Below are 25,360 nucleotides of genomic sequence, written 5' to 3' on the forward strand. Positions count from 1 at the left end.
CGCTTAAAAGCCCAGCAGCTGCCGTGGCGTCTGCCACAGCACAGAGTGTCGGTCGTCGGCATTCGGAATCAGCTCCTCAAGCAGCTTCAGCAACAATCCGTAGTCCATGCGCTCAGGCGCCCGCAGGAAAGGCCAGTCCGAACCCCAGATGCAGGCATCCGGCGTAAAGCTCTGCAGCAACGCCTGCACATAAGCTCGGGTATCGCCCCATGGATAGCTCTGACGGGAAAACTTGGCCTGCCCAGATAATTTAACGAAACAGCGCCCAGTATCTGCCAGCGCGAGTAACGCCTGAAACCCTGGCTGATTCAGCCCCAGCTCCGGCACCGGTCGTCCACAGTGATCGATCAGGATGCGTACGCGGGACGCAAGCAACAATGGCACCAGCTCCACCAGCTGATCTCCCTCCACCTGTACCTGCACAAACAAATTGAGCTCCGCGAGCATCTGCAAGAGTGCTGTGGTGTCGAGATAGTGCGCGACACTGTGATAGGTTGCATTAAACGCCACCCCGGCGATCCCCGCCGCCTTTAGCCTTTCCAGCTCTGCCCAACGCACGTCGTTAGGCACCACCGCAATGCCACGGCAACCCCCGTTGCTGCGTGCAATCGCATCCAGCAGACAGCGGTTATCTTCATTGTAGCCGGAATTGGGTCCCACAATCAGCGCATGCTTGACCCCATAGACCTCTCGAACGGCGGCAAACTGCGCCGCGGTACCAATCTCGTGGCCGCCGGGCCTATAAGGAGTATCGGCGCCATAGGCAAAGACCGCCGGATCCAGAATATGGTTATGGCAGTCAATCTTGGGCTGATCAAAAATGCTCATGAGCAGGGAACCAGGACAATGACGGTAATGAAGTACCCATGTTGGCGCGGCGGGGCATCAGGCACTGAGATACTTGCGCAGGAAGGCAACATTGCGCCTGAAATAGGCGTCCAGAATAAAGTCAAAGCGTGAAAATGCCATCACAAAGAAAAAGATAAAGCGCACGCGCTTGCGCGAAATTTTCACTTTCTGTCGATGCCCCTGGCTGCTGCGGTCCTGATTAATCTGTTTCAGGGTTGCCACGGCGAAAAACAGCGGCAGCAGGCAAAAACCCCGCACCGTGCGCTCTTTTCTTGGGATGTAACGCACGTATTCGAATGAGTCGACGATATAATCCAGGCAGCGACGGGACATTTCCCGCAGCGGCTTCTGAGCATCAGCGCCATCGCGCACACAGGAGTCCGGCCAGAAAACAATACCGCGCTCATTGTCGGTGGAATAGTCGTTGATAATATTGACGTACTGCAGCGCCAGGCCGAAGGCTACTGCATTTTTCTGCAGCTGTGCCAGGGCGGCAGGGGGAATATCCATCTCTTCGGAAAAAACCGCCGTCAGCAGTTCACCCACGACACCTGCGACGTAATAACAGTAGTCATCCAGCTGACTGAAGTTTTCGATCGACTCCCGCCGCCCTTCCAGCTTGTTACAGTACAGCAGCATGCCATCGGCCATGATGACCACATGCTTGCTGATAATATCGCGAATTTTTTGCGGAAAAACCGAGAACTGCGCCAGTACGGTATCAAATTTGAGCGCGAGCTCCCGTTCATCAGCGCTACTATCGAGCGTTGCAACGAAGTCGCTCCAGAGTGCGACTGGAGCCCCCTGGCTCAGACCATTCTTGAACAGTACAAAACCCTGCTCCTTCGCATCCACCGGCAAGCCCGGATCATCTTCGATGGTGTCCGCAATGCGGCACAGCAAATAGGCCACACAGACGTAATCCCTGATAGGGTTACGCAGCGCCATCGTATTGACATAAAAACTGCGCGAAACCTTGCACAGGGACTCATAGCAAAAGTCTTGCGCCGGTAAATTATTATTTGTCATATAAAGCAAAGTTACCTACAGGTCGGCGATGGCTGCGGCGGATTCGGGTGCCTGATCAGCCTTTGTCGGCACGACGCCCAGGCTGTTGCTTAGCAGCCTGTCGGGCTTAACGCTAATTTACTGCGGCCAAGTCCGACAGACTGCCAGAGCACTCAAATACATCCATACAGGCCGCCTGAGTCTACCTGCTTCAACTATAGGTGTCCAAACACAGCCGCGCTGACGCCGCGCGCAAAAGTCCGCAGACCGGCACAAAACACAGTTGTTTATCATGTACTTAGAGGAATCAGCTGCCGACCTAGCAGCCTGTCGGACTTACCACTGATCTACTGCGGAAAAGCCGAATTTGGTCATTTTATGTGCTCTTTTTTGTTAAATAGAACCACTATTCGCCTCAAAAGAGCTCAAAAACTGCCGCAAATCGGTCTTTCCCTCGTTACGATCGGCCAAGTCCGACAGGCTGCTAGAAGATCCAGGCCAGCATAAGCCAGATGATCACGAAAAAACTGGCAAAACCCGCCAGCATAAACTGAATTTCACCGATGAAACCATCACCGGCGGCAATGGCAAATACCACCATCAGGGCGATGGTGACAAAGAAGGAAATAACCGCCGCATCCTTAAGGCCCAAACCAGGCTCCAGGCTGACACGGCTGATCTCCGCCAGCTGGGGCAACAACAATAACGCCGCCCCCACTAGAAGTACCAGCAGCACGACAATAGCTATTGCCAGCGTGCGGGCCTCGCGCTTGTCCTTTGAATCCGAATCCCCGGCCATAGATTTCAGGCGTCCTGGCGTTCTTTGATCAACTCACGCAAACGGTGTGGATCCGGCAGGCCGGCCACTTCCATTTCGGCTTCGTCGCCAGCGGTGTAGATAGCGATCTTGCCGACACCGAAGATCCGGTTGAAGAAGGATTGATAGACATTCACCGTACGCACGCTGCTCAACGACAGCTCGGTGCGATCCTTGCTCAGCAGACCACGCTCCAGTACCAGATCATCACCCACCAGTTCGAGCTGGGTGGATTTGCACTTGAGGTACCAGGCCAGCAGGATAATGATGCCGACCCCGACCGGTATCAGCAGTATCGATAACAGAAAGCCCAGCGGATTGTTTTTGAACATCGCCGGATGTTCTGAATACTTGACGTCCATCAGGTCTCTTTCCCCGTTACAGCGATCAGGCCCCGTGCCCAATCGTATGCGCAGCTTCGCAGATGCATTGCCGCGAATCAACGCTCGGCCGGTGATCCTGCCGAGCCAGCAGCCTGTCGGGCTTAACGCTAATCTACTTCGGTCAAGCCCGACAGGCTGCTGATTGTCCGTTTTGAACCATGAACCTGCCATTAATCAGCGGTGAAACTAGTGTAGTGTTTCACGCTATATGAAGCTTATAACGGCCCCTTTTTCCGCCATCCTGCGTTGTTCGTTGTCGCCGTAGCCCCACTATGACTCTGCCTCACGCCTTGGCTGGCGAAAAAATGAGCGCGTTCTAAAGCACCACCAAGAGTGCAACACTACACTAGGGGCTAGAGGCTAGAATCCAATGCTTAACGACTTAACGAAAACCGGATGCCGGTGTCTGGTCATTGATTTCACTGACCTGGTCGTTCAGGGTCCAGAAATCGTAGATCACGCCTATCAGTAACAGACCCCCGGTGAGCAGGTACAGCAGGCCGCTGAGCCATTTACCCATGTAAAAACGGTGCAGGCCGAAGATGCCGAGAAACGTCAGCAGAATCCAGGCAATGTTGTAGTTGGTAGCGCCATCACGGTAACGAATATCGGCGCTGCGATCCATGGAGGGAATCAAAAACAGATCCACGATCCAGCCGATCAGGAACAGCCCCAGGGTAAAGAAATACAGGGTACCGCTGACCGGGCGCCCGAAATAGAAGCGGTGCGCCCCCATAAACCCCAGGATCCAGAGTATGTATCCCATCAATTTGCTATGACTATTGGTCGAAATTGCACCCACTGTGTTATCCCTATCCAGTTATTCATTAAGAAGCACATGGCTTAAAGCCCATAGCGCTCTATTTTCTTCAGCAAGCCCTGGCGAGACAACCCCAGCGTGGCTGCTGCATGGGTACGATTGTCGTCGTGGCGGCGCAGGGCGGCACGAATCAGGCGAATTTCCAGCGCCTTCACCTGCTCATCCAGCGGTGCATCCGAGGCCGGCTGCGCAGCTCCGTCCTGCTGTACGCCTGGGTGCAGCAGCGCCACATCCTCCAGCGTAACGCGCCCACCACGGCTCAGGGCACATATACTCTCCAGCGTATTGCGCAGCTCCCGCACATTACCAGGCCAGGGCCTGTGGATAAGCCAGTCGAGCACGGCGGGATCGAGCAGCAGCTCGGTCGCACCTGAGTCACTGGCCTGCTGCTGCAGGAAATGACGCACCAGCAGCGGTACATCCTCTGCACGCTCCCCCAAAGGCCGCGTTTCGATGGTCACGCCCTTGATGCGGTAGTAAAGATCCTCGCGAAAATCCCCCCGCGACACCCGCTCGGGCAGGTTGGCATTGGTGGCCGAGATCACCCGCACATTGATCTGCTGCTGGCTGCGCCCGCCCACCGGATAGAAGGTACCCTCCTGCAGTACCCGCAACAGCTTCACCTGCATGGGCAGCGGCATCTCGCCGATTTCATCCAGAAACAGGGTGCCGCCGTCGGCCAGCTTCAGCAGGCCATCGCGATCCCGATCCGCCCCGGTAAAGGCACCGCGCACATGGCCGAACAGCTCGCTTTCGAGCAGGTCCGCCGGAATGGCACCGCAGTGTACCGAGATAAAGGGGCCGCTCGCCCGCAGGCTCAGGTCATGCAGCGCGCGGGAGATGACTTCCTTGCCAGTGCCCGAGGGCCCGGTGACCAGCACCCGAGCATCGGTGGGCGCGATGCGCTCCACCAGCACCCGTATCGCCGCCATGGACGCCGAGCTGCCAATCAACCGGGCCAGCGGTGTGGCTTCGCGCGGCGCCTGCTTGAGCTGCTGCAGTTCGCGGCTGAGCTGGTGCTTGGTCACCGCCCGTTTGACCACCACGGCCAGCATGTCCGGATCCAGCGGTTTGGCGAGAAAATCCCAGGCGCCCTGCTGAATGGCCTCCAGCGCCAGCGTCCTGTCGGCATGACCGGTCATGATGATCACCGGCCGGTCGGCAAACTCCGGCAAGGCCGCCAGCGTATGGGCCGGATCAAACTGCGGCGGCAACGACAGGTCCAGCAGCAACAGGTCCGGATCGAAGCTCTGCAGCTGCAGCCGCGCATCCTCCAGGCTGGCGCCGCCGCGCACCTCGTAGCCGCTATTACTCAGCCACTGCTCGCACAGTGAGCGAAAGGCCGGCTCATCGTCTATCAGCAGGATACGGGGCTTGCTCATGGCGTTGCTCATGTTGTCGGGTCCTGTATTGGGTTCGGCTCAACACCCAGTTCAAAGCTCAATTCAAAGGTCACGGGCCAGCCGAGATCATCGCGCAGCATTACTGACCCCCCGTGCGCATCCATGATCCTGCGCACTATGGCCAGCCCCAGGCCGCTGCCGCCGGCACGCCGACTGACAAAGGGATGGAACAGGGTCCCATGCAGGCTAGCGTCAATGGCCGGGCCATTGTTGTGGATGCGAACACGACGGCCATCGTCGTCGCACTCGACCCGGATCAGACTGCCGGGCTGATTGCGCACAAAGCTCAGGGCATTTTCGATCAGGTTGGTGAAGACCTGCTGCAGGCGATGCGGATCGGCGGACAGTATCAGCCCCGGCGGAATCTCGCTTTCAAAGCGGGTCTGCTGCCAGTCGAACAGCGGCGCCAGGCTCTCCACCAGGGCCTGCAGCTGTACCGGTTGGCGGTGCAGTTCCAGCCGGCCGGAATAGAGCAACAGATCCGAAATCTGGCGGTCGGCACGCTGCAACTGGGTCTGAATAAGACTGCGCCTTTCCGCCGGCAGATCCGCCGTGGCCATGGAGATCACATTCAGGGGATTGCGCAGTTCATGGGCCATGACCGCCGACAGACTGCCCAGCTCCACCAGGTGTTCGCTGGCCAGACGGCGGCGCTCGGCCTCGGCCAGCTGCAAGGAGCGCTCCAGCAGGCCACAGCTGGTCGACAACAGAGAGCCGAAGACCTCGCCGGTCAGGCGCAGGCCGGGCTTGAGATCCTCCCAGCCCTGCAGACGAAAACGCCAGCCCCGTGCCTGATGCTGACACAGAAGACTCAGCTCACCTTCGCAGCGCAGCGGTGCACCTGTCCCCTCGTGCTGTAGCTGGATATGCACCGGCCTGCGAACCTGAGCCGAAATCAGCTCGGCGGCACGGGCCTGCAGCCCCTGCCAGCTGTCCTCGGCCTTGAGCCGGCTCAGCCAGCGCTCCAGCAGGGCCTCATCCAGCCGCATGCCGGGGTAAATCAGCAGACCCGACAGGGTTGTGAGCGGGCCACGCAGCAAGAGCGCCACGGCCACCGCCAGCAAGGCGCAGATCCACAGCTGCCACAGGGGTACGGCGGCAAGCTGTACCAGGCCAAAGTGTCGCGCCAGCACGCCCAGCAGCGCCATCAGTACCAGCAATACCGCCATCAGCACCAGCCAGGGCAAGGTGCGTTTGGCAAAATCGTTGGCCTCCAGAATCTGATATCGCACCACGCCGTAGACCAGCAGCACCACGTAGCTTGGCAGCAGCAGCATGGGATAGGGATACCAGTCGAACCCCAGCGAGGGAAAGATAAAACTGGTGGCCAGCAGCAGGCCCCAGGCGCCGGCGACAAACATGGCCACTATGGAGCGGCGCAGGTTGCCCTGGTGTACGCTCAGGCCCCACACCAGCACCAGATGTGCCAATACGCCCACCACCACCGTATAGGCGATATTGAACCAGCCAAGTCCTTTGAATACGAAGAAATCCGCGAAGGGTCCGAGCGCCACCACTGTGCCACCGGGGCCGGCCCAGCTGAGCAGAATGACCGCCACACTGGCGGCATAAATAGCGACTATATGGCGGCTCAGCCAGAGCAGCCAAACCGGTACTCGCGGTCTTTCGGGGCGTACGAAACGCAGCGCAAAGTGCAGGAAGAAGGTCGGCATCAGTGGATTGGCCAGGATCAGTAGCACCCCGGCACCGTGCCAGCCCTGCTGGATGGCGATATGACCCGCGCACCAGAGTGCCATCATCAGACCAAAGCCAGCCAACGCCTGCAGACTGCGCCTCTTGCGGGCCTGCAGCAGCAACCAGCCAGATACCACCAGAGCACAGCCACTGGTGACCAGCATCATGAGTTCGAACGCTATTACCCAGTTCATCAGCCGTCAACACCGTTTACAGGTCAGTAAGGTTTACTGTCTACAAGGTTTACACCTGCGGGCAATATTCGCCCCTCAATTGACCGAAATCAAGGCATTTGCAGCCATTCAGGTGTTGGCACGCTCTCTGCATATATCCAGTCATTGGAATAGGTACCACCACCCACTGCCGGAGATACACCCATGAACCTGCCCGCCCTGATGTCCGAGTTCCTGATGTTCGCCGCCGTTCTTGGCACCGCCTGTGCTCCGGCCATCATGCAGCATCTGCGCACGCGTACAGGACGCAGCCATGGAGCTTGATGCCGCCCTGCTATCGCGGCTACAGTTCGCGTTCACCGTCAGCTTTCATATTCTGTTCCCATCCGTGACCATAGGTCTGGCTACCTTTATCGCCATCTGGGAAGGGCTCTGGCTGAAAACCCGCAACCCGGTCTACCTACAGCTCGCCAAGTTCTGGATCAAGCCCTTTGCCATTACCTTCGGCATGGGCGTGGTTTCGGGGATAGTGCTGTCCTACGAGTTCGGCACCAACTTCTCCGAGTTCTCCCGCATCGTCGGCCCCGTGCTGGGCCCGCTGATGGCCTACGAAGTACTGACTGCCTTCTTCCTTGAAGCCGGTTTCCTGGGCGTTATGCTGTTCGGTTGGCAGCGGGTCAGCGAAAAGCTGCATTTCTTTGCGACCTGCGTGGTGGCGCTGGGCACCTGGATTTCGGCCTTCTGGATTATCGCCGCCAACTCCTGGATGCAAACCCCGGCGGGCTATGAAATCGTCGATGGCGTCTTTCATGCTGCCGACTGGACTGAGGTTATCTTCAACCCCTCCATGCCCTACCGTTTGACCCATATGCTGCTGGCCGCCCTGATCACAGGTACCTTTGTGGTGGCCGGCGTTAGCGCCTTTTATCTGCTCAAGCGCCGGTACCAGCCCATGGCCCGCAAGGGTTTTTCCATGGCGCTCTGGTTCGCCCTGGTGCTGGCTCCGCTGCAGGCATTTGTCGGCGACATGCACGGCCTGAATGTGAAGGAATACCAGCCCATCAAACTGGCGGCGATGGAAGGTATCTGGCCCGCCACTGAAGCCGGTGCCCCCCTGCTGCTGTTTGCATTACCCAGCAAGGCAGACGAAAAGAACCACTTTGAAATCGCCATACCCAAGCTTGCCAGCCTGATCCTGACCCACGAACTGGACGGCGAACTGCAGGGACTCAAATCCGTGCCGCCGGAAGATCGCCCGCCCGTGGCCGTGGTCTTCTTCAGCTTTCGTATCATGGTCGGTCTGGGTGTGCTGATGATTGCCGTGGCACTCTACGGCCTCTGGCTGCGCCGGGGGGATCGTCTCTACAGCTCACCGCTGCTGCTGCGAACCTGCACCCTGCTGACACCCGCGGGCGTGCTGGCCACGCTCGCCGGCTGGTATGTGGTAGAAGTCGGGCGCCAGCCCTGGCTGGTGCATGGCCTGGTGCGCACCATGGATGTAGTGTCACCGCTGCCGGCGGAGCGGGTGCTGTTTTCCCTCAGCCTGTTTGTGATCACCTATACCCTGCTGCTGGGCGTATATCTGTATTTCATGCGCAAGCTGATCCGCAAGGGGCCGCCGGACTTCGCCTCGCTGCCGGAACAGGTGATAGGTACTCACGCACCGGGCTATGCCCTGGCCTGGGTGAAACAGCTTGATGCTCACGATAAGGTGCACTGATGGAACTGGCTTTTTTCTACTTCCTGTTGCTGGGCTTTGCCATCCTCATGTACGTGGTGCTGGATGGCTTCGACCTGGGGTTGGGTATCCTCTATCCCTGGTTCGATGACGAATCTCAGCGCGATCACATGATGCGCTCCATCTCCCACGTCTGGGACGGTAATGAGACCTGGCTGGTGTTTGGCGGCGTTATCCTGTTCGCGGCTTTCCCGCTGGCCTACGCCACCATACTCTCGACCCTCTATGTGCCCATCATGATCATGCTGATCGCACTGATCTTTCGCGGTGTGGCCTTTGAGTACCGCTTCAAGGCGCACCGCTCCAAGCCCTGGTGGGACAAGGCCTTCGCCATTGGCTCTTCGGTGGCGGCCTTTTGCCAGGGCCTGATGCTGGGCGCGCTGGTACAGGGTGTGGATGCCAATGCCATAGACGCCTCGAGCCTTAACTGGCTGTCGCCTTTCTCGGTGCTCACCGCCTTTTCGGTGATGGCCGGCTACGCCCTGCTCGCCAGCTGCTATCTGGCAATGAAAAGCCGCGGCGAAATCCGCGACCGGGCGGCGCGCCTGGGTCGGCGTCTGGTGATCGCAGTCATGGTTGCCATGGCACTGGTCAGCCTCTGGACCCTGATGGAAGCCCCCGAAATTCGCGCCCGCTGGTTCGACGGCTACCATCTGCTGCTGCTCAGCCCACTGCCGCTGCTGAGCCTGGGTGCCGGCTGGTTGCTGTTCCATGACCTGGGTGATAAACAGCATGAGCAACGGCCGTTCTTTCTCGCGGTCGCCCTGTTCGTACTGGGATTTGCCGGTCTTGTGGTGGGGCTGTTCCCCTACCTGGTACCGCGACAGCTGACCTTTATGCAGGCCCAGGCGCCGGTATCGAGCCTGGAGTTCCTGCTGCCGGGCGTACTTATCTTCGTACCGCTGATCTGTGGCTATACCTTCTGGGGCTACCGCATCTTCAGCGGCAAGGTAGAAGATTTCGAGGAAGGTTATTAGGAGACTGCCCAACAATACTTAACCTACTGCGAACCATCTGAGTTTGGCTGATTTGCGTGCTGTTTTTCGTTAAATAGAACCACTATTCGCCTTAAAACACCGCAAAAACCAGCTCAATTCAGCAGGCTCTCGCTACGGCCAGCATTATCGGGCAGCCTCCTCGAAGGCTGTTCAATAAAAGTCTGTCCGACACCCTATTCACTCTTTGCACCCTGGCTTGTCTTTATTAAGCACCCGTCAGCCCGTTACGCCTGGGCTGGCGGTTTTTTTAAACAAAAAGTTTTGGAATAGACAGCAAACAAAGGTCCATTACCATGAGCACCCCTGCTAACACTTCAACGCACACTGCAAGCAATCCCCAGGAGCCGCTTCCGGCAGGCAAGCAACCGCCTACACCGAGCTGGCGTGGTTTTGCCCTGTGCTATGGCGCAGGCCTGGCGCTGCTGCTGGTAACCACCGGTGCCCTCAAGTTCGCTTTCGCAGCCCTGGGCTAGAAGCACCGGCTCTCTCGCCGTCGTTCGGCCACCCCTGCGTCTGAAGTTCCTGCTGCAAGATCCCCTGACCACGCTGCTTTCCCGCCGCGAAGCCGTTATAATTATGTATTCCTGATACTGGATGACAGCGCAGACTGCGCTGCCCAATGCTGCGGCCCCTGTCAGGCCACAGGCCAAAACAAGAGACGGCTGACATGACCACAAGCAACCTGCCCCGCAAGAAAACGTCGATGAAACGACGCTCGCTGCATGAGGAAATTTCCGATCACCTGCGTTCGATGATTATCGAAGGCGAGCTGCCCGAAGGCGAACGCATCGACGAAAGCGCCCTCTGTGAACAGCTGGAAATATCCCGCACCCCGCTGCGCGAAGCCCTCAAGGTATTGCACTCCGAAGGCCTAGTCTCGATTGAGCCCAACCGTGGCGCCCGCGTGGCGGTACTGACACCGGAAGAATTTGCCGAACTGTTCGAGCTGATCGGCGGGCTTGAGCGCATGGCAGCAGAACTGGCGGCGAGCCGCGCCACCGACAGCGAACTGAAAAAGCTGGCACAGATGCAGACCCGTCTGGAGTCGTTGTACAGCGCAGGAGATCGCCACAACTACTTTGAGCTGAACCAGGACATCCACCGCATGATCATTGCAATGTCCCGCAACAGCACCCTCACCAGCCTGCACGAACAGCTGCTGATGCGCGCCAGCCGCGGTCGCTACATGGCGATAGGCACTGAAGATCGCTGGGAGGAGTCGGTACAGGAACACCAGGCACTGCTCGAAGCACTGCAGGCGAAAGACAGCGTGAAAGCTGGCGAGATTATGCTGGAACACGTGCGCCACACCGGCGACTGCGCGGTGAATGCACTGAAACTCAGGAAGGCCGTCTAAAACTTAAAACACAGCGGGCTCTGCCAGCCAGAGCCCTGGCACCGCCCTATGCCTGCTCTGGCGCTCAAACAACGCGGGCTTTTAGCCTTTGGCGCCAGCGTCTGTAACTCTAGTCTCTGAAGCACCCGCCTCTGCAACCTCAGCGTTTTCAACACCCGCATCCTGCGATACTTCAGTCGATTCAGCAGATTCCGCCGCCAGCGCCTTTTCACGCTCGGCCTTGGATATATAAGGCGGCCTGTGATGGCTCGGGTTCTCCCTCAAGTTGGCCTTCTTGGCCTTTTTACCGAGGATCTGATTGATTTTTTTGCGTCGATTCATGGGGCGCCAGCAATATAAGTAGAAAGAGACGGCAATGTAAGAGTTGGCGACCAAAGATACAAGTGCCGAGGTGCGAACTTGGCGTTCGCACTCAAGTATTCCCCCATCCACTCCCTTCTTCTCAGCAAACGGCCATGCATATAAGCCGTCACTTATTCCGCTTGGCATTTATTTCAATACTTGCGTATATTATGAAATATGCAAATTACTCAGATGGAACAAACCGCCGACCGCGTCGCCGGACTTTTGAAACTGCTGTCAACGCGACAGCGACTCATGACGCTCTGCCACCTGGTGGAGGGCGAAAAATCCGTGGGGGCGCTCTGTGATGCCGTGGGCATGAAGCCGCCGGCCATGTCGCAACAGCTGGCCATACTGCGCCGCGAGGGTGCCATTGCGGCACGCCGGGATGGCCAGACTATCTACTACAGCATCGTCGACGAAGACGTCAGGCAAATCATGACGTTTCTCTACAGCACCTTTTGCCAGGATATAACCGGAGCCTGACCCATGCATGACTATATAGCCGCCTCTATAGGCGGCATCCTGATCGGCGCCGCCGCCCTGCTCCTGATGGCCAGCCACGGCAAGATCATGGGCATCAGTGGCATTGTCAGCCGCTTGCTGCCTCCGCTGGCCAGCGACTGGCAATGGCGCCTAGCTTTCGTCGCCGGCATTATCGCCGCGCCTCTGGCCTGGCGCGCAGTGTCCGGCCCCATGCCCGCCATAGAGATCAGCGCCAGCACCCCCATGCTGATCATCGCCGGCGCCATCGTTGGCCTGGGTACGACCCTGGGCAATGGCTGTACCTCCGGCCATGGCGTCTGCGGGGTTTCACGCCTGTCTAAACGCTCACTGGTTGCAACGGGACTCTTTATGGCCAGCGCCATTGTGACCGTTACCATCAGCAAACAGCTTCTGGGGAATTAACTCATGCGCCTGTTAATGGTCTTCCTCACAGGTGCGCTATTTAGCGCTGGCCTGATGATTTCCGGCATGATCAACCCGGCCAAGGTAATCGGCTTTCTGGATATTTTCGGCGACTGGGATCCGTCTCTGGCCTTCGTTATGGCCTTAGCCGTGCTTGTATATGGCATCGGCTTGCGCTTTGTTCTTAAGCGCCCAAAACCCCTGTTCGAGGCCAGCTTTTCCCTGCCAAAGGGCTCAGTCATTGACCGCAAGCTCGTGAGTGGCGCCATCCTTTTCGGTATCGGCTGGGGCCTGGTCGGTTTGTGCCCGGGCCCTGCCATCGCGGCGCTTGGCGCAGCCCCAGGGCAGGCTGCAATCTTCGTCGTCGCCATGCTGGCAGGCATGCTTGCAACCCGCATGCTGCAGCGTTCTTGAGACTTGGCTGCCTGCTACTTGCTGCGCAGCCCACTGGATTTACAAAAGGATGTTCCCGTGAAAAAGCCTGATATCACTTCCTTTTTTGATGAAGCCACCAACAATGTCAGCCACATAGTCACAGACCCCGACAGCCGCAAATGCGCGATTATTGACTCACTGCTCGACTATGACGCCGCTTCCGGCCGCACCTCAACAGCCTCCGCCGACAAGCTGATCGCCCATGTGAAAGCCCAGGGCCTCACAACCCAGTGGATTATCGACACCCATGTACACGCCGATCACCTGTCTGCAGCCCACTACCTGAAGACAAAACTGGGCGGGCGCACCGGTATTGGCGAGCAGATCACCCAGGTACAGAAGATATTCGCCAAACTCTTTAATGCTGAAGCCGCCTTTCGTATCGACGGCAGCCAGTTTGATCACCTTTTCAGGGATGGCGAGAGCTACAGGGTCGGCTCACTGGAGGCCAGGGCCTTGCATACGCCAGGCCATACACCGGCCTGCATGACCCATCTTATCGCCGATGCAGCCTTCGTCGGCGACACCCTCTTTATGCCCGACTATGGCACCGCCCGGGCGGACTTCCCCGGCGGCGATGCCCAGGCGCTGTACCGCTCTATCCATAAGGTCTTCGCCCTGCCGCCAGACACCCGCATATTTCTTAATCACGATTACCTGCCTGATGGGCGCAACAGCATTTGCTGGGAAAGCACCGTCGCGGAGCAAAGGCACAGCAATATCCACGCTCGAGACGGCATCAGCGAAGCTGACTTCGTGCAGATGCGCAATGCCCGTGACAAGACACTGCCCACGCCAAAGCTTATGGTGCCTGCGGTACAGATCAATATCCGCGCCGGGGCCTTTCCTCCGCCTGAGGATAACGGTGTCAGTTACATAAAGGTCCCCGTCAATCTGCTCTAAGCCCTGCAGCAACGCATCAGGCATAATGACGCCCATTCATTGAGCCTTTGACGGCGGATTCGGCATGCGCGCGAGCTGGGACATATTTTGCAGCGTTATAGACAACTTCGGTGATATAGGTGTTAGCTGGCGCCTGGCGCGACAACTGGTGGTCGAGCACGACCAGAGCGTGCGTCTGTGGGTCGATGATCTGGAGAGCTTCTGTCGCCTGTGCCCAGAAGCGAATAACAGGGATGCGCAGCAGACTCACCAGGGCGTACTGGTGCAGCACTGGGTGCATGGCTCGCTACAAGAGAATCCAGCACAGCAGAGTCCTTCCCCCCAGGGCACGCCACCTGTAACGGCAGCGGATGTGGTGATAGAGGCGTTTGGCTGCCAGCTGCCCGACGACTATATAGAGGCCATGGTGCAGCGTGCCCGGCCCTCACTCTGGCTGAACCTGGAATACCTCAGCGCTGAAGACTGGGTCGCCGCTTGTCATGGCCTGCCCTCGCTACAGTCCCGCGGGCTGCAAAAATACTTCTTCTTCCCAGGCTTCACCCAGGGTACCGGTGGGCTTCTGCGTGAAGCCAGGCTAATTGAACAGCGCCGACGCTTTCAGCAGAGCCCGGCTGCGCGCCAGCACTTTTTAAATGCACTGGGTGTCTTCCCGCAAGACAACAGCCGCCTGGTGTCGCTTTTCTCTTATGAAAACAAAAGCCTGTTTAGCTGGCTGGATACTCTGGAAGCTGGCATCCAACCCACTCACCTGCTGGTACCCCAGGGTCGTATTGTTGCCGAGCTGCAAGAATGGCTCGGTATAAAACAATTATCGAAAAAGGATCTGCATCAACGTGGAGCTTTAAAAGTGCAGCTGCTGCCTTTTTTAAGCCAGCCGGATTACGATCGCCTGCTCTGGAGCTGTGATTTAAATGTTGTGCGCGGCGAAGATTCTTTTGTTCGCGCCCAGTGGGCGGCAAAACCGCTGCTCTGGCATATCTATCCACAGCAGGATGACGCCCATCTGGAAAAGCTCGATGCTTTCCTGAAGCTCTACTGCCAGAACCTGAGCCCGGCCGCAGGCAGCGCGCTGCGGGCCCAGTGGCACGCCTGGAACAGCGGCCAGAACATGGCGCAAAGCGAACAGGAATTACAGCAAGTCTGGCCTGAGCTGGAAGCCCATAGCGATGCCTGGTGTACCCAGCTAAGTACCCAGATAAATATTTCCACGGCCCTAGTGCAGTTTTTTCGAAAATGGCTATGATGCGGTTTCTTGAATTATCTCCACCCCCTTTGTCCTGGACATTCCCATGAAAACCGCACAAGAAATGAAACCCAATAGTGTGGCTCTGATCGACAGCCAGCCCTGGCTGATACAAAAGGCCGAATTCACCAAATCGGGTCGTAACAGCGCCATTGTAAAAATGAAGCTGAAAAACCTGCTGACCGGCTCGTCCACCGAGACCGTGTACAAGGCAGACGACAAAATGGAGCAGGTGATACTCGATCGCGTCGATGTAACCTACTCCTACTCCAGCGATTCGGTTTATGTCTTTATGGACGAAGACTACAACCAGTACGAGCTCAATGCCGACGACCTGGAAACTGTGCTGCCCTTTATCGTTGAAGGCATGACCGACACCTGCGCCGCCGTCTTCTTTGAAGGCAAGGTCATTTCCGTCGACCTGCCCACCAACATAGTGCGCCAGCTCACTTACACCGAAGGCTCCGCCCGTGGCGACACCTCTGGCAAGGTGATGAAAGTTGCCAAGCTGTCCAACGGCACCGAAATCAAGGTCGCGGACTTCTGCGACACCGACGACTGGATCGAAATCGACACCCGTACCGGCGAATACAAGTCCCGCGCCAAGGCGCCCGCCTGATACAGTCAGTAGGCTTTATACGTACAGCCCGGCCATGATGCCGGGCTTTTTATTAGCCGCGGTTTGGCGGGAATGGGTAGGATGCGGTGGAACCGCCCAAGTGACGTGCATCACCGTCTGGCACCGGAGTTTATGGCGGTGAAACCCATCAAAAAATACCGGCCAACAGTCGCCTGCGCCTCAGCCACCAAAACCCGTTCCACCCAAGATGGGTTACACCGCCCCAAACCAGGTCGCTATTCGGCGATACCCGCGGATGGCGGCTCCACCCATCCTACGAACCTATTCGCCCGCGGAGCGGGCTCCCACAGGGGGTTGTGTCGCCTGCATTAGCCGCCGTTAAATCCACTTTTCTGCTTCAGCTATCACCGTTCTGGCACGGTTGGGGATTGGCTTCTTGCGGTGATAACACAGGTAGAGGGTTTCATTTACCGGGTTGGCGAGCGGGTGCACCCGAATCTGTTCCGGTTTTTGGAAAGCATCCACCGCGTGCGCCGGCAACACGGTAAAGCCCAGCCCCAGACACACCGGCTCCAGGATCAGGTTGATCTGATTTGAAAAGCCGCTCTGGCGGAACTGCTCGGTGTGCTGAAATTCCGGGTAGTTGGCGCCCAGCAGCAAAGCGGCGTGATGGGCGCCATCGGGATGGTCTATAAACCCCAGCGCCAGCAATGCATCCCAGCTGGGCATCTCTACCTCGGCGGGCGTTACCAGCAACAGGGCTTCGCGCCCAACGGCGGTACTGCTGACCTCCCCCAGAGACGATGGCCGCGTCATAAAACCTATATGCACCTCAAAACCCGCGATGGCCGTTTCAACGCCGGAATTGGGCCCGAAGCGATAATCGATGGATAGCCCAGGGTGGCGGCGCTGCAACTCAAGCAAATGGGGATAGAGCTTGAGCCCCACGCTGCCCGGCGATATGAGCTTTACCAGCCCTTCGTGCGCCGAATCGGCACAGACCAGCTCTTCCAGATCGGACAGCGAACGAATAATGCTGCGACCTTCATGATAGAGCCGCTCCCCTTCGTCGGTCAGGGTGAACTGCTTGCCCTGGCGCAGCAGCAGCGGGCGCCCCAGCTGCTCTTCGAGCTTGCGTACATGCTGACTCACGCCCGACTGCGTCATGTGCAGCTGATCGGCCGTACGGGTGAAATGCCCGACCTCAACCAGGCGGCAGAAACTGTTAAGCCAGACGGGATTAATCATTACATAAAATACTCAAATTATAATATTTGATAATTTTACATAATCAATCGGTATTTGTAACCTGTGCTGGAACTCAAAACAGGAAGCATCCCATGAGTAATGTTTACCCGCGCAATTTCTCCCATATCGGCATCTCCGTACCGGATCTCGAAAAAGCTGTCGAGTTTTATACCCAGGTGATGGGCTGGTATCTGATTATGAAACCCACCGAAATCGTTGAAGACGACAGCCCCATCGGTGAGATGTGCACCGATGTATTCGGCAGCAACTGGGACAGATTCCGCATCGCCCACCTTTCAACCGGTGATCGCATAGGCGTGGAACTGTTTGAATTCAAGGGTCAGGTTAACCCTGAAAACAATTTTGAATACTGGAAGACCGGCATATTCCACTTCTGCGTGCAGGACCCGAATGTCGAAGAACTGGCCGAGCGCATCGTCGCCGCCGGCGGCAAAAAGCGCATGGAAAAACCGCGCTACTACTACCCTGGCGAAAAGCCCTACCGCATGATCTATATGGAAGACCCGTTTGGAAACATTCTGGAAATCTACAGCCACAGCTATGAACTGATCTACGGCGCCGGCGCCTATTAATCAGACAGCAGACAGCAGACAGCAGATAGCAGATAGCAGATAGCAGATCGATTATTACAATCGACCAGATGAAGCAGGGAAGCTTCATGCTTAAGCAGGATTGCAGGCGCAAGCCTGCTAACGCGTTACCAATAACGACTCACGATTCACCCGCACCAACATCCATCAGCCGAAGACCAACCCATGCAGCAAGCGCCCCGGCACCAGCAGTGCGCCCAGGGCAGCACCCAGCGTACCCAGATAAGCCCCCAGCGCAAAAGCCCTGTGCCGGCGTATACTGCCAAGGCGCGCCGAGGCCACGGATACGGCCACGCAAATCAGCACCCAGATCGACAGCAGGTGAATGGGGCCATAGCCATAAAACCAGTCCACAAAACCCTGTATTCCGAAGGACGACAGCGACACCACAAGCATCGCCAACATCCAGGACCAGCCCAACGCCCGATGCCGCCTGGTGCCCTTGGGCAACAACAGCTGTACCAGGCCTGCAAGCAGCACCCAGAGTGCCGCAACTATATGTATCCACAGGGTCATGAATCAAAGCGCTCGCAGACTGCATCAGGATGCCGCAAGCATTCACCAGACATGGGCGAAACGCAATACTCAGGCTTGCAGTAACAGGCGATTAGCAAAGCGCAGCTCGGCCATCCAGGTCAAGCTGCACTCAACGGACAGGCGACAAACCGGCAAAACGCGGACAGCGTCAGAACAGACAGCGGCGCCGATGACGCTAGCAGCAGCCTGTCGGGCTTGACCGGTCGTAGCGAGGGAAAGGTCGATTTGAGTTAGTTTTTGAGCTCTTTTGAGGCAAATAGTGGTTCTATTTAACAAAAAAGAGAACGAAAAATAACCACATTCGGCTTTGCCGCAGTAGATCAGTGTTAAGTCCGACAGGCTGCCAACTAGCGTCAGGGGCGGATACACCGAAGAATACTCAGAGGTACAGCTGCACGGAGGTAGCGCCTTTCAGCGAACCAGCATCATGCCAAACGTAATAAGAGTTGCACCGTAAATAAGCTTTTCCACGAGTTCGATATCCAGGTGAAATGGGTGCTGCATGTGTGCCATGAGGCCTTTTAGTCCTGTCGGTTACAGTTAAATTTAAGAAGGTCGGAGCTACGAACTGAGGGCGGCAAATGCCGTCTGGAGCGAGGCGTGTCACGACTTGAGGCGCGCGATTATAGAGTTTTTGTGCAGTGCGTCAATAGCCAAAAACAGAAATAGTTGCAAAGATCGCAAAAATATTCTAGCCAGGGAAAAATCCTCTTTTTACCCTCGTTTTCAAAGCAATTTCCGTACCCCTGAGACACCCTTTCCGAGCGTGTATTTCACCCGTCAGCCAGGCCCACCGACGCGGTCTGAAGTGGCGAAAACGGTCGGTCCGGTGCCTGCAAAGCAGGCCCCTGCCGGAGTTAAAATCTCTCCGTTGCAGCTAGCCGCCCCATGACCCTGCACATCAGGCAGCGCCGCGCCTGGCTTAGCCACAGCAGAACGTCACTCACCCAAGCGCTCTAAGGTTGCCATAAATCGGTCCAGATCATCGCTACGTTCGAAATCAAACTTGTGCTTGTTGTGAAAATAGATATAAAGCGTCACCCGGCCATCGGTCATGGATACCGTATAGCCATCATATTCGGCCCTGGCCGTGATGCCATCCAGCACATAACCCTCTGCGCTTTTCTCGCCGTGCTGCGTAATGACATTGAACGCCTTGAGCGCCGTGACCACACTGAATCTATGTTCCATAACCCGTCCTACGGTAGTTGACAGCCAGCGCCCATGCGTCGGTGAAAACGCCAGCGGGCAAACTGCAGATACGCCCATTGCAACGCTGGCAACAGATGCAAAAAAACCAGTAACCTGGCAGCCTGTCGGACTGAACACTAATCTACTGCGAAAAAGCCGATTTTGGTCATTTTTCGCGCTCTTTTTCGTTAAATAGAACCACTATTCGTCTCAAAAGAGCTCAAAAACTGCCTCAAAACGGACTTTCCCTCGCTAAGATTGGTCAAGTCTGACAGGCTGCTAGCCAGCCACCGATAGCCCGGCAGCCGCTGCCAAATCAGCATGAATGTGGCCACGCCCGTCACCAGACGCCCGTTTTCATCCAGCCCATGTAGCAGGGCCATCGCCGCCAGATAGTCCACCCCCACCGACGCCAGCCGCTGTGGCTGCGCAACTATGTCGACCCACTCGATCCGGTGCTGGCTGTCCAGGCGCCGGTAGTGCGCAATCTCGCGGCGACACAGACCGCAGCTGCCATCATAGAAAATTACAGGTTTCATGGGAGGGCTATACGGATGCGCAGGGGGGATTGGTTCACTTGGCAGGGTCTGGTCGGTAACGAATGTTTGCCGTTTCGGTATCCAGATTTAGCGGCTATTTGAATGATTATCGGTACACAGGTCGATATGTGGCTTTGGTGAAGTGCGTATTTCGCCTCCCGGCGACCTACTTTCCTTGTAACGTGACAAGGAAAGTAGGCAAAGGAAGCACGCCACCCATCAGCCGGCCTACGGCTTCACTGCGCGCCGGAACTTTGCTCCGGACGCAGCTAACGGCACATCCTGTGCCTAATCTGCGGCTCGACAGTCCCTGTCTCGCCCCTTCGGGTCTGATCGGAGCAAAATCCCAGTGCTCGTCGGCTGCTGAGGGGGATGAAAGCCGTTCTGATAGTTTGAGCGATTTAATGAAACCTGCGCAGCCTGACTCCCTGCGAAAGCTTGCGATGGCCGTAGGAGTCACGCCCCGCGACGAAGCCTTTTCGCCGCGTTCAGAGTTCAGAGTGCGAGGGCTGCCGTTGATGGCATGTCAGTAAACGGGAAGATATGTAGTTTTCGTGAAGCACGTATTTCGCCTCCCGGCGACCTACTTTCCTTGTAACGTGACAAGGAAAGTAGGCAAAGGAAACACGCCCCCGATGAAGCCTTTTCGCTGCGCTCTACGCCCATTCTGCGGGCGCCGCTAACGCACATCCATGTGCGAATCGGCGTCGATACAGTCCCTGTATCGCCCCTTCGGGCCTATTCACAGAATGGCCTCAGTGCTCGCCGGCTTCATAAGGGGATGGGAGCCGTTCTGATCGATCTGCTGTGATCTACTCCCTTCGGGTCTGATCGGAGCAAAATCCCGGTGCACGTCGGCTGCTTAGGGGATAAGAGCCGTTCAAAAGTTGGTCGCAAGTCCATCGTTGACGTTACTAAGCCTGTGCACTGAGGAGTCCCTGTTGTACCATCGGTCGATCCGTCTCCCTTTAGTAACAGGCAGTAGACGGTCAGCAGGCATCGCAGCGGATGCGCCCTGCCACAAAACACCGCCAGGCGCACCGGCAACAAGAGCCCCGCGCCCAGTAATACAGACACAAGCACCACCACAATCGTCAGCCGAGCACGGAAGCCAGGCCAAGTGATACATCACCTCACTCCCCCTTCCAAACTCCCTGACCCGCGCCTAGCGCCTCTAGCATTCCATAACAGTGCGGGCGGTAGCGTGGTTTTTCGGTTTGGTGGCAAGTGGTGATGCGTGACCTGGCCCTATCATTGTGCAGAAGGCAAAAGACACGACCTGGCCGAATGACCCACGATATTGTTGCCATAGGGAGCAGAGAATGTCGGACATAACACTCAACGTCATCAATAAATCCAATGATCAAAACAACTCTGAATTTGTAATATTTTCCAAGAATACTTTCGGCGGTTCTGATAACAGATCAGTTGCATGGAAGGTGATTCGAAATCTTGGTCAAGATGATACTCACTCTTTTGTATATTCAAGCGATTTTTTCGTTTCTGTCGAAGATAGCTATGGAAATTACACGCCACAGTTGAGAGCAAACCCGGGATACCTATTTGCCATGATCAAGGATGAAACTGGTGACGTCATACAACATGTAGGGACAGAAAATTATGGAAATGCATTCAAGGTCGAAAATCGCCTTGAGCAAGGCTCCATAAAAGCGAAGATTTACAAAGATGCAAAGCTATTTAACTCAAGCCCAAGTTTGGCTCCAGACCAAAAAGTCACATTTGAATTAAATCCGATAATTAATATAAGTGCTGTTTCACATATTCAGGAAGGTAATACTATAGAATCTGCGGCCGTTTCGTCGAAGCCTTCTGAAATATCTTTATTGGGAATTAAGTCTGCCGATATTGTTGTTACCGGTGGTGGGCCTGGCAGCGCTGCTGAGCCGTTCAAGTTTGAATTAGACAATGTGATTAAATCATAAGCTTTCAACGAATAAGAAAAATTAATGGCAGTTTTCAAGAATAAAGTCTTGTATTTTACTCCAGCACGTAGGTCAGGATTAGGAACGAATCCCAACATTACATAAAAACCAAGATGACCTCGTATCATATGGAGGCGTTCTGATCGATCTGCGGTTATTTACTCCGGGCCAATTCGCCGAAAGAGTACAGTCTTCGCCAGCTTATGGCCAGGAATGGCCTCCTGTAGTCAGAAAATGCAGGATAAATTGTCTGTTCAAAGGGGATTCGGAGCCACTCTGATATTTCGTTGCCAAGCGGTACTAAATCTGTGCACAGAGCAGTCTCTGTTGTAACATCGGTCAATCCGTCCTCATTCAGTAACCAGGATGTAGACGGTCAGCAGGCATCGCAGCGGATGCGCCCTGCCACAAAACACCGCCAGGCGCACCGGTAACAAGAGCAGGCGCCCCGGCAATAGCACCACCGACAATCGTCAGCCGAGCACGGAAGCCAGGCCAGGTGTACATCACCCCACTTCCCTTCCAAACTCCCTGACCCGCGCCCAGCGCCTCTAGCATTCCATAACAGTGCGGGCGGTAGCGTGGTTTTTCGGCAGGTGGAAAGTAGTGATGCATGGTCTGACCCTCCTATTGTGGCAGAAAGCAAAAGACATGACCCCGCGCCTTTCGTACATCTGCGTCCGAAACACAAGCTTATAACTATCTTATTGAAAGGACTTTCGATGCCAACCGTTAGTTTGCACACTGCATTTTCAGTAGAAACACTTACCACCTACTTTCAAGACAACATACGCACATCTGCCGGCAGAGGTATAGATGGTGTTAATGGATTAACTTTTTCTGAAAATTTACCAGAGAAATTAGAATCAATATCAAGCAAGGTTTTCACTCAAAAATATAGATATACCCCTTACCTCGAGGTTATTAAATCTAAAGGAAGAGGAAAGACACCAAGAATAATTTCCAAACCAACAGTCAAAGACAAGTTGGTGTTATTTGCAATAAAAGAAGAGCTACACAAACTTTTTCCAGACAGCATCCCTAACAAGTTACCCAACACATACATTAGAAACATAAAAGAAAAATTTAAAATTATTGATTGCGAAAAAACAGCATACTTAAAAATAGATATAAAAGGATTTTATGATAATTTAAATAGAGAAAAAATCCTATTAAATTTAAAGGGAATTTCTGGGAACGATGAATTCGTTACATTAGTAAGACGAGCTTTATTAAACAAAACGGTACCTAAAGGTTATAATAAAAAGGATTCTCATAAATATAAGACGGCAACCGGAGTTCCACAAGGATTATCTATATCTAATATCCTTGCTGAAATATATATGAAAGAATTCGATGATCACTTTTCAAAAAAGGGAACAGGCTACTTTAGATACGTCGATGATATATTAATATTTTCCGACATTAACGAAATAGAAAAAATTGAAGGAGAGATCTACTCTAAACTATCAGATATTGATTTAAATAGTCATGATTATGACGACGGAAGTAGGAAGAGTGAAAAAGGGAGCATAAAAGACAACTTTCAATATTTGGGTTATGAAATAAACTCATCCTCCATTACCGTAAAAAATACAACAGTTAATAGATATATTGAATCCATAATTTCTATGTTTACTAATTTCAAAAATAATGCTGAGCGCCGCGAGAAAGAATCAAAATTCTTAAACATTGAGCAGATTAAAGAAATATTCATTCTCGAACTTAATGAAAAAATCACAGGAGCAATTAGTGAGAATAAAAAATATGGATGGATGTTCTACTTTGTCGAAATCAACGACATATATTTACTTCACAAAATTGATGGAATTATCAAAAAGCAATTCGGTAGATTGAGTTTATTTTCCAAAAAAGCACCAGAAAACAGAAGCAAAAAAAATATAAATGGGCTCTGCAGCTTATTGCGAACCTATTACGCCATAAGACATGACCTATTTGGTGGATATATTCACAACTATAGCATTTATGAAACCAGAGCTGAAAAACTGTCTTATCTTGTTAAGTTTGGATATATAGCTCACTATGATGACAAGTCATTTTCCGATGAGGAAATAGAAAAAATTTTTATATCTGCAAAAAAATCAAAACTATTGAAGTTAGAGCTAGATGTTGGTAATATCTCTTGAAGTCGCCCTGTGCTTATTCTTTAAGAATGAGTACATTAGTCACCATCTCAAGATGACTGGCTTTGGTAACCACTCAGCCTAGCTGTTTCTAATCTGGATAACTTTAGATTTTCAGAATTGATTACTTATGATTTTAAAGGGCGACTTCTTTAAGGCTGGAAAATAATACATGGATGATAATTTTAAAAAACTTCGCAAGGAACTTGACGATAAAATATGGCGAACTAAAGGAGCTAGATTTAATGCTCATAGACGCTTGAATAAAAAACAAAACCTAGTGGTTTTTGTTACAAGCGTATCATCCATTCATCTCATATCGCTGTCAATCCTACAAATTTCAAATGTTTTATTAATAACAGAACGCCAAGATAGTCTTATATCATTTTCCTCCATTATTGTTTCAATCGTTATTTTAGTATATGGACTAGTCGAAGGCGGTAAAAACTACGGGCTATTATCAGAAGTTCATCATCGTTGCGGCATTGAAATCGACCGAGTATATAAACGCATATTTACTTCCGGAAACATTGCCGACTTACTAAATATATCTGATACCTACGATGATTTACTTCAAAAATTTTCGACAAATCATGACCTAATAGATGATCAGTTTTTTATAGCGAGCCACTCAAAAGAATATAAAGAAACACACAGCTACTCTTTTTTAAAAAGAAAAACAGTGAGCATTATTTATTTATATAAAGATATGTTTATTGGCTTGCTGGCAGTGCTTATACCTACAATAACGAGCCTCTCCATTTTGTTTAAAGATGTATTATTTTAAAAATTTGTAGCAGCTAAGGGCTGAAGCACGTAGGTTGGGATGAGGAACGAATCCCAACATTAAAGAAAAAGCCCAAAATGACTGCGTATCATATGAAGGTGATATGAACTATCGCCGCTCACAGCACGCTGTGGGAACTTACTTCTTTACCATCAATATCGCTGAACGGAAGCAGGATCTGTTGGTTACACATATCGAAGTGCTCCGTTCAGCGTTTCGCCTTGTGAAGCAGCGGCATCCGTTTAATATAGATGCCATTGTTATCCTGCCCGATCACCTCCATACTGTTTTAACTATGCAAAAAGATGATGCGGAATACGCGAAACGATGGCGGCTTATTAAATCGTCCTTTTCGCTAGCATTGCCAAAAGGTGAGCGTGTCTCAAAAATCCGATACAAAAATGGTAAACGTGGTATATGGCAACGCCGGTATTGGGAGCACATGATTAGAGATGACAACGATTACCGGGCCCATATAGATTACATTCACTATAACCCCGTAAAGCATGGTTACGTAGAACGTTGCCGAGACTGGCCATACTCAAGTTTTCATCACTATGTGATCGAAGGATTATTATCAGTCGACTGGGGAGAAGGATCATATTTAATCCGACTGATCAGTTTGGAGAGTGACAAAAAGCTCAACGACGCCGAGCATGTTGGGATTCGTTCTTAATCCTGATCTACGGCTCGATTATATCATTAAT

27 protein-coding genes are annotated in these 25,360 nt (G+C 54.0%); 15 read left to right on the top strand and 12 right to left on the bottom strand.

Going from position 1 to position 25,360, the window contains the following annotated elements; genetic code table 11:
• Nucleotides 1-3: 3 nt before the first annotated feature.
• The 7 genes from MPRO_RS03735 to MPRO_RS03765 all read right to left on the bottom strand — a co-directional run bounded on the left by MPRO_RS03735 (nucleotide 4) and on the right by MPRO_RS03765 (nucleotide 7,169).
• Nucleotides 4-828: an amidohydrolase family protein gene (locus tag MPRO_RS03735; RefSeq protein WP_067287158.1), complete on the bottom strand. Its 825-nt coding sequence runs from the start codon at nucleotides 826-828 to the stop codon at nucleotides 4-6.
• Between the two features lie 57 nt (nucleotides 829-885).
• Nucleotides 886-1,878, bottom strand: coding sequence for a squalene/phytoene synthase family protein (locus MPRO_RS03740; protein WP_067287161.1), 993 nt, complete (start codon nucleotides 1,876-1,878; stop codon nucleotides 886-888).
• Nucleotides 1,879-2,341: 463 nt separating this feature from the next.
• Nucleotides 2,342-2,656 (bottom strand): hypothetical protein, encoded by a 315-nt coding sequence (locus MPRO_RS03745; protein ID WP_067287164.1) that lies wholly within the window; start codon nucleotides 2,654-2,656, stop codon nucleotides 2,342-2,344.
• 5 nt (nucleotides 2,657-2,661) lie between these two features.
• Entirely contained in the window at nucleotides 2,662-3,036 is a 375-nt protein-coding gene (locus MPRO_RS03750) for a PH domain-containing protein (protein WP_067287168.1), read from the bottom strand.
• Nucleotides 3,037-3,439: 403 nt separating this feature from the next.
• Nucleotides 3,440-3,859, bottom strand: coding sequence for an NINE protein (locus MPRO_RS03755; protein ID WP_281177130.1), 420 nt, complete (start codon nucleotides 3,857-3,859; stop codon nucleotides 3,440-3,442).
• 41 nt (nucleotides 3,860-3,900) lie between these two features.
• Nucleotides 3,901-5,271, bottom strand: coding sequence for a sigma-54-dependent transcriptional regulator (locus MPRO_RS03760; protein ID WP_369406723.1), 1,371 nt, complete (start codon nucleotides 5,269-5,271; stop codon nucleotides 3,901-3,903).
• Nucleotides 5,268-7,169: a sensor histidine kinase gene (locus MPRO_RS03765; RefSeq protein ID WP_067287171.1), complete on the bottom strand. Its 1,902-nt coding sequence runs from the start codon at nucleotides 7,167-7,169 to the stop codon at nucleotides 5,268-5,270. The genes MPRO_RS03760 and MPRO_RS03765 overlap by 4 nt, the downstream gene beginning before the upstream one ends.
• Nucleotides 7,170-7,461: 292 nt before the next feature.
• On the opposite strand from MPRO_RS03765, the gene MPRO_RS03770 reads away from it, so the two are divergent.
• The 4 genes from MPRO_RS03770 (at nucleotide 7,462) to MPRO_RS03785 (ending at nucleotide 11,241) form a co-directional block, all read left to right on the top strand.
• Entirely contained in the window at nucleotides 7,462-8,868 is a 1,407-nt protein-coding gene (locus MPRO_RS03770; RefSeq protein ID WP_067287174.1) for a cytochrome ubiquinol oxidase subunit I, read from the top strand.
• Nucleotides 8,868-9,863: a cytochrome d ubiquinol oxidase subunit II gene (gene cydB, locus MPRO_RS03775; protein WP_067287177.1), complete on the top strand. Its 996-nt coding sequence runs from the start codon at nucleotides 8,868-8,870 to the stop codon at nucleotides 9,861-9,863. Before MPRO_RS03770 ends, cydB begins: the two co-directional genes overlap by 1 nt.
• 314 nt (nucleotides 9,864-10,177) lie before the next feature.
• Nucleotides 10,178-10,357, top strand: a complete 180-nt coding sequence (locus tag MPRO_RS03780) for a hypothetical protein (protein WP_067287180.1) — start codon at nucleotides 10,178-10,180, stop codon at nucleotides 10,355-10,357.
• A gap of 194 nt (nucleotides 10,358-10,551) precedes the next feature.
• Nucleotides 10,552-11,241: a GntR family transcriptional regulator gene (locus MPRO_RS03785; RefSeq protein WP_067287183.1), complete on the top strand. Its 690-nt coding sequence runs from the start codon at nucleotides 10,552-10,554 to the stop codon at nucleotides 11,239-11,241.
• Nucleotides 11,242-11,322: 81 nt separating this feature from the next.
• Here the strand turns inward: MPRO_RS03785 and MPRO_RS26285 are convergent, their stop codons facing one another.
• Nucleotides 11,323-11,730, bottom strand: coding sequence for a DUF2986 domain-containing protein (locus MPRO_RS26285; protein WP_245635021.1), 408 nt, complete (start codon nucleotides 11,728-11,730; stop codon nucleotides 11,323-11,325).
• A gap of 45 nt (nucleotides 11,731-11,775) precedes the next feature.
• Between MPRO_RS26285 and MPRO_RS03795 the strand changes: the two genes are divergently transcribed.
• The 6 genes from MPRO_RS03795 to efp all read left to right on the top strand — a co-directional run bounded on the left by MPRO_RS03795 (nucleotide 11,776) and on the right by efp (nucleotide 15,692).
• Nucleotides 11,776-12,069 carry an ArsR/SmtB family transcription factor gene (locus MPRO_RS03795; protein ID WP_067287186.1) on the top strand — a complete coding sequence of 98 codons (294 nt, stop codon included), beginning with the start codon at nucleotides 11,776-11,778 and terminating at the stop codon, nucleotides 12,067-12,069.
• A 3-nt stretch (nucleotides 12,070-12,072) separates the two neighbouring features.
• Nucleotides 12,073-12,492 carry a YeeE/YedE family protein gene (locus tag MPRO_RS03800; RefSeq protein WP_067287191.1) on the top strand — a complete coding sequence of 140 codons (420 nt, stop codon included), beginning with the start codon at nucleotides 12,073-12,075 and terminating at the stop codon, nucleotides 12,490-12,492.
• A gap of 3 nt (nucleotides 12,493-12,495) precedes the next feature.
• On the top strand, nucleotides 12,496-12,906 hold the full coding sequence (locus MPRO_RS03805) for a DUF6691 family protein (protein WP_067287194.1): 411 nt from the start codon (nucleotides 12,496-12,498) through the stop codon (nucleotides 12,904-12,906).
• Nucleotides 12,907-12,963: 57 nt separating this feature from the next.
• Nucleotides 12,964-13,830 (top strand): MBL fold metallo-hydrolase, encoded by an 867-nt coding sequence (locus tag MPRO_RS03810; RefSeq protein ID WP_067287197.1) that lies wholly within the window; start codon nucleotides 12,964-12,966, stop codon nucleotides 13,828-13,830.
• A gap of 64 nt (nucleotides 13,831-13,894) precedes the next feature.
• On the top strand, nucleotides 13,895-15,073 hold the full coding sequence (gene earP / locus MPRO_RS03815; protein ID WP_067287201.1) for an elongation factor P maturation arginine rhamnosyltransferase EarP: 1,179 nt from the start codon (nucleotides 13,895-13,897) through the stop codon (nucleotides 15,071-15,073).
• Nucleotides 15,074-15,119: 46 nt separating this feature from the next.
• Nucleotides 15,120-15,692, top strand: coding sequence for an elongation factor P (gene efp / locus MPRO_RS03820; RefSeq protein WP_067287204.1), 573 nt, complete (start codon nucleotides 15,120-15,122; stop codon nucleotides 15,690-15,692).
• Between the two features lie 339 nt (nucleotides 15,693-16,031).
• Here the strand turns inward: efp and MPRO_RS03825 are convergent, their stop codons facing one another.
• Entirely contained in the window at nucleotides 16,032-16,901 is an 870-nt protein-coding gene (locus MPRO_RS03825) for a LysR family transcriptional regulator (RefSeq protein ID WP_067287208.1), read from the bottom strand.
• Between the two features lie 92 nt (nucleotides 16,902-16,993).
• Here MPRO_RS03825 and MPRO_RS03830 point away from each other — a divergent pair, with 92 nt between their 5' ends.
• Complete coding sequence (locus MPRO_RS03830; protein WP_067287210.1) at nucleotides 16,994-17,494, top strand: lactoylglutathione lyase family protein; 501 nt, start codon at nucleotides 16,994-16,996, stop codon at nucleotides 17,492-17,494.
• Between the two features lie 165 nt (nucleotides 17,495-17,659).
• Here MPRO_RS03830 and MPRO_RS03835 read toward each other — a convergent pair whose 3' ends face one another.
• The 3 genes from MPRO_RS03835 to MPRO_RS03845 form a co-directional block, all read right to left on the bottom strand.
• The gene (locus MPRO_RS03835) at nucleotides 17,660-18,028 is read right to left on the bottom strand and encodes a DUF2306 domain-containing protein (RefSeq protein WP_067287212.1); all 369 of its coding nucleotides are present in this window, start codon (nucleotides 18,026-18,028) and stop codon (nucleotides 17,660-17,662) included.
• Nucleotides 18,029-18,988: 960 nt separating this feature from the next.
• Entirely contained in the window at nucleotides 18,989-19,240 is a 252-nt protein-coding gene (locus MPRO_RS03840) for a DUF3081 family protein (RefSeq protein WP_067287214.1), read from the bottom strand.
• A 188-nt stretch (nucleotides 19,241-19,428) separates the two neighbouring features.
• Nucleotides 19,429-19,779: a thiol-disulfide oxidoreductase DCC family protein gene (locus tag MPRO_RS03845; protein WP_082708427.1), complete on the bottom strand. Its 351-nt coding sequence runs from the start codon at nucleotides 19,777-19,779 to the stop codon at nucleotides 19,429-19,431.
• 1,322 nt (nucleotides 19,780-21,101) lie between these two features.
• On the opposite strand from MPRO_RS03845, the gene MPRO_RS03850 reads away from it, so the two are divergent.
• The 4 genes from MPRO_RS03850 to MPRO_RS03865 all read left to right on the top strand — a co-directional run bounded on the left by MPRO_RS03850 (nucleotide 21,102) and on the right by MPRO_RS03865 (nucleotide 25,329).
• Nucleotides 21,102-21,722 carry a hypothetical protein gene (locus tag MPRO_RS03850; RefSeq protein WP_067287216.1) on the top strand — a complete coding sequence of 207 codons (621 nt, stop codon included), beginning with the start codon at nucleotides 21,102-21,104 and terminating at the stop codon, nucleotides 21,720-21,722.
• 596 nt (nucleotides 21,723-22,318) lie between these two features.
• A complete protein-coding gene (locus tag MPRO_RS24985; RefSeq protein WP_158651745.1) occupies nucleotides 22,319-23,869 on the top strand; it encodes a reverse transcriptase domain-containing protein in 1,551 nt (516 codons plus the stop codon).
• Nucleotides 23,870-24,038: 169 nt separating this feature from the next.
• Nucleotides 24,039-24,653 carry an SLATT domain-containing protein gene (locus MPRO_RS03860; RefSeq protein WP_067287220.1) on the top strand — a complete coding sequence of 205 codons (615 nt, stop codon included), beginning with the start codon at nucleotides 24,039-24,041 and terminating at the stop codon, nucleotides 24,651-24,653.
• A 103-nt stretch (nucleotides 24,654-24,756) separates the two neighbouring features.
• Nucleotides 24,757-25,329, top strand: a complete 573-nt coding sequence (locus MPRO_RS03865) for an REP-associated tyrosine transposase (RefSeq protein ID WP_067287222.1) — start codon at nucleotides 24,757-24,759, stop codon at nucleotides 25,327-25,329.
• Nucleotides 25,330-25,360 lie beyond the last annotated feature (31 nt).

Origin of the sequence: Marinobacterium profundum, assembly GCF_001528745.1 — a bacterium.
Lineage (GTDB): Bacteria > Pseudomonadota > Gammaproteobacteria > Pseudomonadales > Balneatricaceae > Marinobacterium_A > Marinobacterium_A profundum.